Annotated in this window: 10 protein-coding genes; 8 read left to right on the top strand and 2 right to left on the bottom strand. The window is 68.2% G+C overall.

Translation table 11 applies throughout. From position 1 onward, the window contains the following. From JHC79_RS16560 to JHC79_RS16540, 5 genes are all read left to right on the top strand, one after another. On the top strand, positions 1 to 1,017 hold a 1,017-nt coding region (locus JHC79_RS16560; RefSeq protein WP_296392781.1), incomplete at its 5' end, for a cytochrome c oxidase assembly protein. 138 nt (positions 1,018 to 1,155) lie between these two features. Continuing rightward, positions 1,156 to 2,829, top strand: coding sequence for an energy-dependent translational throttle protein EttA (gene ettA, locus JHC79_RS16555; RefSeq protein WP_296392779.1), 1,674 nt, complete (start codon positions 1,156 to 1,158; stop codon positions 2,827 to 2,829). 8 nt (positions 2,830 to 2,837) lie between these two features. After that, complete coding sequence (locus tag JHC79_RS16550; protein ID WP_296392777.1) at positions 2,838 to 7,547, top strand: NAD-glutamate dehydrogenase; 4,710 nt, start codon at positions 2,838 to 2,840, stop codon at positions 7,545 to 7,547. 57 nt (positions 7,548 to 7,604) lie between these two features. Further along, positions 7,605 to 8,081, top strand: coding sequence for a thioesterase family protein (locus tag JHC79_RS16545; protein WP_296392776.1), 477 nt, complete (start codon positions 7,605 to 7,607; stop codon positions 8,079 to 8,081). After that, entirely contained in the window at positions 8,078 to 8,767 is a 690-nt protein-coding gene (locus tag JHC79_RS16540; protein WP_296392773.1) for a hypothetical protein, read from the top strand. The genes JHC79_RS16545 and JHC79_RS16540 overlap by 4 nt, the downstream gene beginning before the upstream one ends. Here JHC79_RS16540 and JHC79_RS16535 read toward each other — a convergent pair whose 3' ends face one another. Together JHC79_RS16535 and JHC79_RS16530 are read right to left on the bottom strand one after the other, a co-directional pair. Continuing rightward, positions 8,768 to 10,510, bottom strand: a complete 1,743-nt coding sequence (locus JHC79_RS16535) for a glycoside hydrolase family 13 protein (protein ID WP_296392771.1) — start codon at positions 10,508 to 10,510, stop codon at positions 8,768 to 8,770. A 64-nt stretch (positions 10,511 to 10,574) separates the two neighbouring features. Continuing rightward, complete coding sequence (locus tag JHC79_RS16530) at positions 10,575 to 10,988, bottom strand: globin (protein WP_296392769.1); 414 nt, start codon at positions 10,986 to 10,988, stop codon at positions 10,575 to 10,577. A 136-nt stretch (positions 10,989 to 11,124) separates the two neighbouring features. On the opposite strand from JHC79_RS16530, the gene JHC79_RS16525 reads away from it, so the two are divergent. The 3 genes from JHC79_RS16525 (at position 11,125) to JHC79_RS16515 (ending at position 12,574) form a co-directional block, all read left to right on the top strand. Next, entirely contained in the window at positions 11,125 to 11,748 is a 624-nt protein-coding gene (locus JHC79_RS16525; RefSeq protein ID WP_296392767.1) for an HNH endonuclease, read from the top strand. Positions 11,749 to 11,865: 117 nt separating this feature from the next. Then, positions 11,866 to 12,117 carry a hypothetical protein gene (locus JHC79_RS16520; protein WP_296392765.1) on the top strand — a complete coding sequence of 84 codons (252 nt, stop codon included), beginning with the start codon at positions 11,866 to 11,868 and terminating at the stop codon, positions 12,115 to 12,117. After that, complete coding sequence (locus JHC79_RS16515; protein ID WP_296392762.1) at positions 12,104 to 12,574, top strand: DUF5130 domain-containing protein; 471 nt, start codon at positions 12,104 to 12,106, stop codon at positions 12,572 to 12,574. Before JHC79_RS16520 ends, JHC79_RS16515 begins: the two co-directional genes overlap by 14 nt. Positions 12,575 to 12,608: the final 34 nt, after the last annotated feature.

Raw genomic sequence — 12,608 nt, 5'->3', positions numbered from 1 at the left:
TACAACCTGCCCGGTCCGCCCACCGCCCTGCGGATCCTGACCGAGTGGCGGTTCGACCTGCTGTTCGGGACGCTCGCCATCGTCCTCGCCGTGGTGTACCTGCGAGGCATCCTGCGCCTGCGTCGTCGCGGCGACGCCTGGCCGGTGGGCCGCATGATCAGCTGGTTCGCCGGGTGCGCGATCCTGCTGTTCACGTCGTCATCGGGTCTGGGCAGCTACTCGCCGGCGATGTTCAGCATGCACATGATCGCGCACATGCTGATGTCGATGCTGATCCCCGTGTTGTTCGTCCTCGGCGGTCCGATCACCCTCGCGTTGCGGGCCCTGCGTCCCGCCGGACGCTCCGCCCCACCCGGACCGAGGGAGTGGATCCTCGCGGCACTGCACAGCCCGGTGTCGCGGTTCTTCACCCACCCGGTCGTGGCGTTCGTGTTGTTCGTGGGCAGCTTCTACGTGCTCTACCTGGGCGGATTGTTCGACGCGGTCGCGACGTACCACGCGGGACACGTCCTGATGAATCTGCACTTCCTGCTCAGCGGATACCTCTTCTACTGGGTCGTGATCGGCATCGACCCCGCACCGCGGCAGGTGGCGCCGCTGGCGAAGGTCGGGATGGTCTTCGGTGCCCTGCCGTTCCACGCGTTCTTCGGGGTGGCGCTGATGTCGATGAACTCGGTCATCGCGCTCGACTACTTCCGTGGGCTGCGACTGCCGTTCGACATCGATCTCATGTCCGATCAGCGGGTCGGCGGAGGCATCGCCTGGGCCGCAGGCGAGGTCCCACTCGTCATCGTGATGTTGGCCCTGTTGATCCAGTGGACCCGTCAGGACCAGCGCGTCGCGAAGCGGTACGACCGCCGCGAGGACCGCGACAACGACTCCGAACTGGCCGGATACAACGCGATGCTCGCCGAGCTGTCCGGGACGAGCGGGACGGATGCGCGCGGTACGGACAGTGACGCGCCGACGGCACCGGATCCCGTCGGTGGGTCCCGTCCGGGTGGCGACGCCTCGTAATCCTGGGCGCCAGGGCAGCTAAGGTTGGTGTCGACCTCGTCCGGCCGGGTCGTCCCGCAGCCGTAGGGCACCAGCCCACATGCGCACCCGCCGGACGCCTCGAGTCGTAGTGCACATGTTGCGTGGAAGGTGATACGAGTGCCCGAATTTATCTACACCATGAAGAAGGTGCGTAAAGCACACGGCGACAAGGTGATCCTCGACGACGTCACCATGTCGTTCTACCCCGGCGCGAAGATCGGCGTCGTGGGGCCCAACGGCGCGGGTAAGTCGTCGATCCTCAAGATCATGGCCGGCATCGACCAGCCGTCCAACGGCGAGGCGTTCCTCGATCCGGGCGCCTCGGTCGGCATCCTCATGCAGGAGCCCGTCCTGAACGAGGAGAAGACCGTTCGTCAGAACGTCGAAGAGGGCATGGGCAAGGTCAAGGAGGACCTCGACCGCTTCAACGAGATCGCCGAGCTCATGGCCACGGAGTACTCCGACGAGCTGATGGACGAGATGGGCAAGCTGCAGGAGGCCCTCGACCACGCCGATGCCTGGGACCTCGACTCCCAGCTCGAGCAGGCGATGGACGCACTGCGGTGCCCGCCCGCCGACGAGCCCGTCACCCACCTCTCCGGTGGTGAGAAGCGCCGCGTCGCGCTGTGCAAGCTGTTGCTGTCCAAGCCCGATCTGCTGCTGCTCGACGAGCCGACCAACCACCTCGACGCCGAGAGCGTGCTGTGGCTCGAGCAGTTCCTCGCCTCCTACGCGGGCGCTGTCCTGGCCGTGACCCACGACCGGTACTTCCTCGACCACGTGGCGCAGTGGATCTGTGAGGTCGACCGCGGCAAGCTGCACCCCTACGAGGGCAACTACTCCACCTACCTGGAGAAGAAGGCCGCCCGACTCGAGGTCCAGGGCAAGAAGGACCAGAAGCTGCAGCGCCGCCTCAAGGAGGAGCTCGCATGGGTCCGCTCGGGTTCGAAGGCCCGACAGACCAAGAACAAGGCACGTCTGGGTCGCTACGAGGAGATGGCGGCCGAGGCCGACAAGATGCGCAAGCTCGACTTCGAGGAGATCCAGATCCCCACGCCGCCGCGCCTGGGCGACGTGGTGGTCGAGGTCAAGAACCTCGACAAGGGCTTCGACGGCCGCGTCCTCATCAAGGATCTCTCGTTCACGTTGCCGCGCAACGGGATCGTCGGTGTCATCGGCCCCAACGGTGTCGGTAAGACGACGCTGTTCAAGACCATCGTCGGCCTCGAGAACGCCGATTCCGGCACCGTGAAGGTCGGCGAGACGGTCAAACTGAGCTACGTCGACCAGAACCGCGCGAACATCGATCCCAAGAAGAACGTGTGGGAGGTCGTCTCCGAGGGACTCGATTTCATCGAGGTCGGCCAGAACGAGATGCCGTCGCGCGCCTATGTCAGCGCGTTCGGTTTCAAGGGACCCGATCAGCAGAAGAAGGCCGAGGTCCTCTCCGGTGGTGAGCGCAACCGTCTGAACCTGGCGCTGACCCTCAAGGAGGGTGGCAACCTGATCCTGCTCGACGAGCCGACGAACGACCTCGACGTCGAGACCCTCGGATCGCTGGAGAACGCGCTCGACACGTTCCCGGGGTGCGCCGTGGTCATCTCGCACGACCGGTGGTTCCTCGACCGCACCTGCACCCACATCCTCGCGTGGGAGGGCAACGTCTCCGAGGGGCAGTGGTTCTGGTTCGAGGGCAACTTCGAGGCCTACGAGGCCAACAAGATCGAACGCCTCGGTGCCGACGCCGCGCGTCCGCACTCGGTCACCCACCGCAAGCTCACCAGGGACTGATCCCACCCATGGGCACGGCATCGTCGACGACCCTCACGCCCGCCGAGGTCGCGCGTAGCTACTACGCGCGACCCGGCCAGGTTCCCTCCGACGATGCCGCCACGGGTGGTCGCGGGGCTGCCGATCTGGACCGGGTCGAACGCCACCTGGCGCTGGCCCGCGTCCGACCGGCGGGCCAACCGGTCGTCGAGGTCGTCGAATCCGACGGTGTCGTCCGGTCGGTGTACATCGCGGTCGACGACCAGGCCCTGCTCGTCGAGGCGGCCGTGGTCGTCGTCGAGCAGGCCGGGCTGTCGGTACGACGCGTGGATCATCCGATCTTCGCGGCGGTCCGCGACGACGCGGGCGCACTGGTCTCGCTGACCGCGGTCGGCTCGCCCGATGCCGACGTCCATGCGGTGACCGAGTCGTGGATCGGTCTGCAGGTCTCACCGGCCCGCGGTTCGATCGACGCCGACGACGTCCGTGCGCGTCTGATCCAGGTCATCGAACGCATCGGCGGTGTCCACACCGATGCCCCTGCGATGCTCGCCGAACTCGGATCGCTCGCCGACGTGGTGCGCGCCGGCGGTGACGGCGAGCAGGCCGACCTGCTCGCGTGGTTGTCCGATGGACACTTCCTCGCCCTGGGGTCACTGCAGTCCGGCGTCGGTGACACCGAATGGTCTGCTGCCACCGGGGTTTTCTTCCAGCCCTCGGTCCCGCGTCCCTCTGACCCCGCGCGCGTCCCGGACACGGCGGTATCGATCGGGCGGGTGCATCTGCCCACCGGGGTGATCCGGACCGAGTACCCGACCGCGATCCGGGTCGTCGAACCCGGCGCGGACGGTCGGACCCACCTGTTCATCGGGATCCTCACCTCGGCGGCCCTGCACACCGACGTCCTGGCGGTCCCGGTCCTCCGAACTGTCGCCACAGCGGTCCTCGCGCGGGCGGGCGTCGGCGGCGACTCCTACGCCGGGGCAACCCTGCTGGAACTGCTGCAGAACCAGTCCCGCGCCGAGTTGTTCGGCGCCGCACCCGAGGATCTGGCCGCGACGCTGATCGACGTACTCGACGCCATCGCCGCTCGTGAGGTGCGCGTGTATCTACGCGCCGACCCCGCCTCGGAGATCGTCACCGCCCGGATCTATCTGCCGCGCGATCGCTACACCACCCGTCTGCGCGAGCAGATGCAGACGTTGCTCGTCGAGCGACTCGGTGGGAGGTCGTTGGAGTACACCGCCCGCATCAGCGACTCGCCGCTCGCGTTCGTCCACGTGATCATGCGGGTGGACCGCGGCACCTGCGAACTGCTGGCCGGGATGGATCCCGCCGACCCGCGCCGCGCCGAGATCCAGACCGACATCGCCGCGGCCGCGCGCAGCTGGGACGACGACCTGCGGGCCATTGCCGGCGGCGCCATCGACGCCGACCTCGTCGGTGCCTACGCGGCCGCGATCCCGCAGGCCTACAAGAACGAACGGGACCCGCGCGCTGCGCTGACCGACGTCGTGGTCCTCGCCGGTCTCGCCGACGGCGACCACCACGTCCGGCTGCGCCCGCACTCCGCCGAACCCGACGACCGCTGGACCTTCGGCCTCTATCTGTGCGGACGGTCGGCGTCGCTCACCTCGATCCTGCCGATGCTGCAGAGCCTCGGTGTCGATGTCCTCGACGAGCACCCCTTCGCGGTCACCCGACCCGACGGGATCGCCTGCTGGATCTATGAGTTCACCATCGTGCCGGCCGCCGGGGTCGGCGTCGCCGCCGGTTCCTCGAACGACCTGCAGGCGCGTTTCACCGACGCATTCTCGCGGCTGTGGACCGGCGTCGCCGACGTCGACCCGTTCAACGAACTGGTGCTGCGGTGCGGCCTGGGATGGCGTGAGGTCGTCATGCTCCGTGCGTACTCGCGGTACCTGCGGCAGTGCGGCTTCGCCTCCGGTGCACGACACGTGACCGGTGTGCTCGGCGACCACCCGGAGATCGCCGCTGCGCTCGGGGAACTCTTCGCGGTGTCGTTCGACCCCGAGCGGGTGGACGACGACGCCAGGGTGGACGTGATCGATCGGCTCGACCGGCTGGCCGCCGACGTGCTCAGCCTCGACGCCGACCGGATCATCTCGGCCTTCTCATCGGTCGTGAAGGCGACCTCACGCACGAACTTCTACTCACCGGACGCCGGCGCGGCGCTGGCGTTCAAGCTGCGCCCCCGCGAGATCCCGCAGACGCCGCAGCCGCGCCCGCTGCACGAGATCTTCGTCTACTCCCCGCGGGTCGAGGGAGTGCATCTGCGCTTCGGTTCGGTCGCCCGCGGCGGCCTGCGGTGGTCGGATCGGCGGGAGGACTTCCGTACCGAGATCCTGGGACTGGTCAAGGCGCAGGCGGTCAAGAACGCCGTCATCGTGCCGGTCGGCGCCAAAGGCGGGTTCGTGGTCCGGCAGCCGCCGACGCCCACCGGTGATCCGTCGGCCGACCGGGACGCCACCCGCGCGGCCGGTGTCGCGGCGTACCGCGAGTTCATCTCGGCACTGCTCGATCTCACCGACAACCTCGACGTCGGAGACGGCACCGGTACCGCGGCGGTCGTCCCGGCCCCCGGTGTCGTCCGTCGCGACGGGGATGACACCTACCTCGTGGTGGCCGCCGACAAGGGGACCGCCACGTTCTCCGACATCGCCAACGAGGTGGCCGCCGCGTACGGGTTCTGGCTCGGCGACGCCTTCGCCTCGGGTGGTTCGGTCGGCTACGACCACAAGGCCATGGGGATCACCGCTCGCGGTGCGTGGGAGTCGGTGACACGCCATTTCCGGGAGATGGGGACCGACGTCGCCCGCGACGACTTCACCGTCGTGGGCGTGGGGGACATGAGTGGCGACGTGTTCGGCAACGGGATGCTGCTGTCCGAGCACATACGCCTGGTGGCCGCCTTCGACCACCGCCACATCTTCATCGACCCGGATCCAGACGCCCCCAGCTCATTCGTCGAGCGCCGCCGCCTGTTCGACCTGTCGCGATCGTCGTGGGCCGACTACGACACGACGCTGATCTCCGACGGCGGCGGGGTGTGGTCGCGGGAGAGCAAGTCCATCCCGATCGCCGCCGGCGTGCGCGACGCCCTCGGCCTGGACGGCGACGTCGAGCACCTCTCACCTCCGGAACTGATGCGCGCGATCCTGCTGGCGCCGGTCGACCTGCTGTGGAACGGCGGCATCGGGACGTATGTCAAGGCATCCACCGAGAGCCACGCCGATGTCGGCGACAAGGCCAACGACGGCATCCGGGTGGACGGGAACACCGTGCGCGCGAAGGTGATCGGCGAGGGTGGCAATCTCGGGGTGACCGAACACGGACGGATCGAGTTCGACATGTCCGGCGGTCGCATCAACACCGATGCGATGGACAACTCGGCCGGGGTGGACTGCTCCGACCACGAGGTCAACATCAAGATCCTGCTGGATTCGCAGGTCGCCTCCGGCGCACTCGCCCCGGATGATCGCAATCGGCTGCTCGAGTCGATGACCGACGAGGTGGGGCGGTTGGTGTTGGCCGACAACATCTCCCAGAACTCGGAGCTGGGCACCTCGCGTGGTCTCGCAGGGCAGATGCGTGATGTCCACGCGAGACTGCTCGGCCGCCTCGCCGCCGATCACGGCGTCGACCTCGAGCTCGAGGCCCTTCCGCACCCCGACGATCTGGTCGCCCGCGAGGGCGGCGCCGGCCTCACGTCGCCGGAACTGGCGACGATGATGGCGCATGTGAAACTCGCCCTCAAGGACGACCTGCTCGACGGCGACCTGCCCGACAACGACGCGTTCGACGACCGTCTGATCGCGTACTTCCCGCAGGCGCTGCAGGAGTCGTATCCCAGCGGCATCGCCGCACATCCGCTGCGTCGCCAGATCGTGACCACCACGCTGGTCAACGACCTCGTCGACACCTCGGGTATCGAGCATGTGTTCGCGCTCGGCGAGAGCACCGGAGCGTCGTCGACCGACACCGCCCGCGCCTTCGTCGTCGTGGCCGAGACGTTCGGGCTGTCGGAACTGCGATCGCGGATCGTCGCCGCGCCGGGGGAGATCACCGCGATCGACGAGATGCTCATCCACTCGCGACGCCTGCTGTTCCGTGCATCGCGATGGTTCGTCGCGACCCGACCCCAGCCGATGGCCATCGCTGCCGAGATCACCCGGTACGCCGATCGGGTCGCCGCGCTCGACCCCCATCTGCCCGAGTGGCTGGGGGACAGCTCGCTGGCCGACATCGACGCCCATGCCGCCCGTTGGGAGTCGGCCGGGATCCCGGCCGACATCGCGCACGACGTGGCCGGTTCTCTGCACCGGTTCTGCCTCCTCGACATCATCGACGCGGCCGAGATCTCCGACCGGGACACCCATGAGGTCGGCGCCCTCTACGGCACACTCCTCGACCACCTCGGGGTCGAGCAACTGCTCACCGCCGTGTCCGACCTGGAGTCGGGGGACCGGTGGCAGTCGTTGGCCCGACTCGCGCTGCGTGACGACCTCTTCGCCGTCTTGCGCGCGATGACCCTGGCGGTCCTCGAGGTCGGTGAGCCCGACGAGTCGCCGCGCGAGAAGATCGCGGAGTGGGAGTTGCACAACGCATCTCGACTCTCGCGAGCGCGCGCCACGTTGGACGAGATCGCCCTGTCGGGGCACCGGGACCTCGCGACCCTGTCGGTCGCGGCGCGCCAACTCCGGAGCGTGATCCGCTGAGGTCGGTGACCGAGATGCCCACGACGACCACCGCAGCACCGAAGAGGAAGGCAGACCGTGTCTGATGCAGGCGACCACCGGGACGATTCGCTCGGGGGCGACGACGGACACCGCGTCGACGCCGGTTACCTGGTGACGGTGCCGGTGCGGTGGTCGGACATGGACGTCTTCCAACACATCAACCACGCCCGGATGGTGACCCTCCTCGAGGAGGCCCGTATCCCGTGGTTGTTCTACGACGAGCGGCCCACGGTCGGTTTGCGTAAGGGATGCCTGGTGGCCGACCTGCACGTGAAGTACCAGGGCCAGGTGCGCCACGACGAGTCGCCGATCGAGGTGACGATGTTCACCACCCGCGTTCGCGCCGTGGACTTCTCCGTCGGGTACGAGGTGCGCCCGAAAGGTGCCGCACCGGACAGCCGCCCGGCGGTCGTCGCGTCGACCCAGCTCGTGTCGTTCGACGTCGACACCCAGCGGCCACGCCGGATGACCGCGCCGGAGAAGGACTACCTGATGAGTTTCCACCGCCCATGATCCGTTTCGTCACGCCCGCCGACCGCAACGACCTCACCGCATTCGTCACGCGCGCCTGCCGCGTGGACGAACTGGCGGTGATCCGGCTGCGCCGACGGGCCGACGGTGCGGTCGGTGCCTGGGTGATGAGCGGGTTCGACGTGCTCGCCGGACGGGTCATCCGAGCCGAACTCGACAACCCCGACGTCGTGTACGACGGTCCTGCGATGGTGGCGGCGCTGCGGGCCGATCCGTCCGCGTCGGCCGTCGATGCCGGGTTCTCCATCGACAGCGCGTGGCAGGCCGGCGCCCTGCCGCCGGAGACAGGGTTCGGTCACGTCGACGACGTACCCGCACGCACGATCGTCGAGTTGTCCCGCGAGGGCGCGCATCTCGCCCGGACCCAGGCCGGGCCGTTGGGCCCGCCGGCCTCGCTGCTCGAACAGACGGTCATCGAGGTCGACGATCCCCGCGCGTCCGGTGCCGCCGCGGTGGCCGTCCCGATGCGTGCGGTGTTCGCGCTGACCGCGATGGGGTTCGTCCGCACCGTCGACGGAGCACAGGTCACCGAGACCTCGCCGATCGAGGCGATCGCCGCCGACGAACCGGTGCGGATCCGGGCCACCGGGGTGTGGGCCCGCCTCGACGCTCGCTACGGATCGGTGCACGTCCGACGGACCGCAGCGCTGGCGGTCACGCCGACCTGATCAGACGAGCCAGGCGGCCGCGTTGGGCGGCAGCTTGCCGTCACGCAGCGGTGCACTGCTGAGCAGGACCTCGCCGCCGGGAAGCCCGACCGGTTCGTCGCCGGTGTTGACCGCACACACCAGGCGTCCCTCGGCCCGTCGATAGGCGATGCACCCCTCCGGCGCGCCGTACCACTCGATCTCGACACCGACGAATTCCGGTCGGGTCTTGCGCAGCTCGATGGCCAGTCGATAGAGCGACAGCGTGGAGTCGACGTCCTCGAGCTGGTGCTCGGCCGTGAGGCCCTTCCAGTCGTCGGGCATCGGCAGCCAGGTGTCCGGGGTGGTGCTGAACCCGTACGGCGCGGTGTCGCCCTGCCACGGCAGCGGGATCCGGCAGCCGTCGCGGCCCCGCATGGTGTGCCCGGAGCGTTCCCACACCGGATCCTGCAGAGCCTCGTCGGGCAGTTCGATGTTCGGCAGGCCCAGTTCGGCGCCGTTGTAGATGAAGATCGTCCCCGGCAGGCCCAGCTCCACGAGCAGCATGGCCCGAGCGCGGTCGAGTCCGACGTCGGGCGTGGTGCCCTCGGCGTACCGGGTGGCCTCACGTTCGACGTCATGGTTGGAGAGGGTCCACGTGGGGTTGCCCTGCACCGAGTCCACGGCCTCGAGGGAGTTCTCGATCGCCTCCCGGATCGAGTCGGCGGTGAAGTCGGCTTCGGCGAGACGGAAGTTGAAACCGAGGTGCAACTCGTCGGGGCGGATGTACTCGGCGAACCGGGCGTTGTCGCGCACCCAGATCTCGCCGACGGTGACCGCGTCGGGGTAGTCGTTCATGACCGTGCGGATCTTGCGGTGGATCTCGTGCACCCCGGGGTTGTTGAACCGCGGATCGTCGTCGTCGTTGATGAGCAGTCCGGTGCGCATGTCGGTCATGTCCGGCAGGCCCGGAGGTTTGGCCATGCCGTGGGCGACGTCGATGCGGAAGCCGTCGACCCCGCGGTCCAGCCAGAACCGCAAGGTGGTGGCGAGATCCTCGAAGACCTCCGGGTTCTCCCAGTTCAGGTCGGGTTGTTCGGGCGCGAAGATGTGCAGGTACCACTGCCCGGGGCTGCCGTCGGCCTCGGTGACGCGGGTCCACGCCGGCCCCCCGAAGATGCTCGGCCAGTTGTTCGGCGGCTCGTCTCCGCCGTCACCCAGCCCGTCGCGGAAGATGTAGCGCGCGCGCTCGGGGCTGCCGGGCTCGGCGGCCAAGGCCTCGACGAACCAGGCGTGTTGGTCGCTGGTGTGGTTGGGGACCAGGTCCATCGTGACCTTGATGTCTCGTGCATGCGCTTCCTCGATCAACGCGTCGAGGGCGCCGATCCCGCCGAACAGCGGGTCGATGTCGCGCGGATCGGAGACGTCGTAGCCGTGGTCAGCCATCGGCGAACGCATCACCGGGCTGATCCACAACGCGTCGACGCCGAGCAGTTCGAGGTAGCCGAGCTTGTCGATGACCCCGTTGAGGTCGCCGACACCGTCGCCGTCACTGTCGGAGAACGACCGCGGGTAGATCTGATAGAAGATCGCCGAGCTCCACCAGTGCTCATCCCGGCCGATTCCGGGGGCGTCCGCCTCGGTCGTCGTAGTCTGCGTGACGTCTCGATGCGACAGATGATCGTCCTGCGCGACAACGGTGTTCGTCGTCTCGTCGGCATCGGACGGGGTGGGTCGTCCGGCGTCGGTGTTCAGCTCGGCCGCACCTGTTGACTCGTCATTCACACGTTCCATCTTGCCTCACGCACACGCGCCCTCACCCCGTACGCCGCGCCGGGGGTGGCGGCGGTCACACCGGTGCGTTCACCATCGATTGCGCCGCCATCTCCATGTAGCCCACCAGGGCCGCGCGGTGCTCGTCGTCGATGCGGTCGGGGCCGATCGAGGCGATCGCGGTGTGCATGCAGCGCAGCCACGCGTCCCGCTCGAGCGGGCCGATGCGGAACGGGTTGTGGCGCATCCTCAGGCGCGGGTGCCCGCGCTCGTCGGAGTACGTCCGCGGGCCGCCCCAGTACTGCTCGAGGAACATCCGCAGACGCCGTTCGGCGCCCTCGAGGTCGTCCTCGGGATACAGGGGTCGCAGGACCTCGTCGCGAGCCACCTCGGCGTAGAACCGACTCGTCAGGTCGTCGAAGGTCTGCGCGCCGCCGACTGCGTCGTAGAAGGTCTGTGCGCCGTCATTCACCCCTCCAGTGTTCCCCATGGCGAGTTGTTCACCGTCACGTCGCCCCGATTCACCCGATGGACTCCCGTCAGGAGCGGTTAATGCTGTGCATTCGACGCGATTCCGTGGTGCACTGAATCGTTCCCACTCGAGATCAGTAGTGCGGGGAGGCCGGATGGCGCGCATGAGGAAGCAGTCGACCAAGGTGACCTCGCTTGCCGCCGTGCCGCCCGAGCCGCCGACCGAGGACATCCGCGAGCCGGTCGTGGGGAACTCGGCGGTCTGGGGCAAGCACCGGGTCCTGCTGCTCAACGCCACCTACGAGCCACTCACGGCGATCTCCATCCGCCGGGCCGTGGTCCTCGTCCTGCGCGAACGCGCCGACATCGTGCACACCGACGAACTCGGCCCGCAGATCCACTCCGCCGACCTCGCGATGCCACTGCCGTCGGTGATCCGTCTGCGGACCTACGTACGCGTGCCGTACCGGGCGAAGATCCCGATGACCAGGGCCGCTCTCATGCATCGCGACCGGTTCCGCTGCGGGTACTGCGGCGCCAAGGCCAACACGATCGACCACGTGGTGCCCCGCAGTCGCGGGGGAGCCCACAACTGGGAGAACTGCGTGGCCTGCTGCGCCCACTGCAACCACAAGAAGGCCGACCGCCTCCTCTCGGAGCTCGGGTGGACGCTGCAGGCGTCGCTGACCCCGCCCAAGGGCAGGCACTGGCGACTGCTCGCGACGGTCAAGGAGATCGACCCGGCGTGGTCGCGGTACATCGACGTCGGCGCGGCCTGAGCGGGCCTGCGTCACGTCGACAAACGACAGCGTGTCGTACCCAGATGTCCCCACCGCGTGGAGTTCGGCTAGATTTTCATCCTGAGCGCAACTCCCGACTGTTGAAGGGTATTTCGGATGGATGGACTCATTGTCGCGATCGGACTGCCCGTCACGATCGTCTGCATCATTGCCGTGGTGGCCTGCGTGGTGTCGATGGCCTGGGCTTTCGGTGCGAAGTACCCCAAGGTCGAGAACTACACGCTGAGCAAGCAGTGGAAGCGTGAGCCGCTGCTGCTGAGCGCAACCGAGGTGTCGCCGGTCTCCGCGGCACATCACGACGCGAGCGTCGACGATCTGATCGGAGGGTCCGCAAGTGGCAAGTGGTGAGATCAAGCACGTCGTCGACCCCGACTCGTTGCCGTTGGGCACTGTCGTCACGACAAGCGGTCGCATCTCCGCGGCCCGTATGCCCGGATACGCCGCGGACACCCCGCCGTTCGCCCGCGATGAGCTGGTGGCCCTAGACGAGGCGCTGACCTACGCGACCGAGCTGGTCAACATCCGCTTCTCGATCTACATCGGTGACCTGGGTGAGGATCCGTTCGCCGGTGCGACCGCAGTGCTGCCCACCGTCCCCGAGCCGGAGCACGCGACGGTCATCGCGGTGTCCCCGGACTCGCACGATGTCGTCGTGGTGTCGGGTCGGGCTGTGTCCGACCGGGTCAACGACCGTGTGGCCCAGCTCGGCGTGACCGCCGCGATCGCCAGCTTCCGCAACGGTGACCTGATCGACGGTCTGATCGCAGCACTGCGGGTCATGGCCACGGCTGTCGCCCGCTCCTAGCACCCACGCGCTCGGCTCGACCCACACGAACGCC

This window comes from Williamsia sp., from assembly GCF_016462415.1.
In the GTDB taxonomy this organism is placed as follows: Bacteria; Actinomycetota; Actinomycetes; order Mycobacteriales; family Mycobacteriaceae; genus Williamsia_A.
This window is presented reverse-complemented; position numbering and strand designations above follow the sequence as displayed.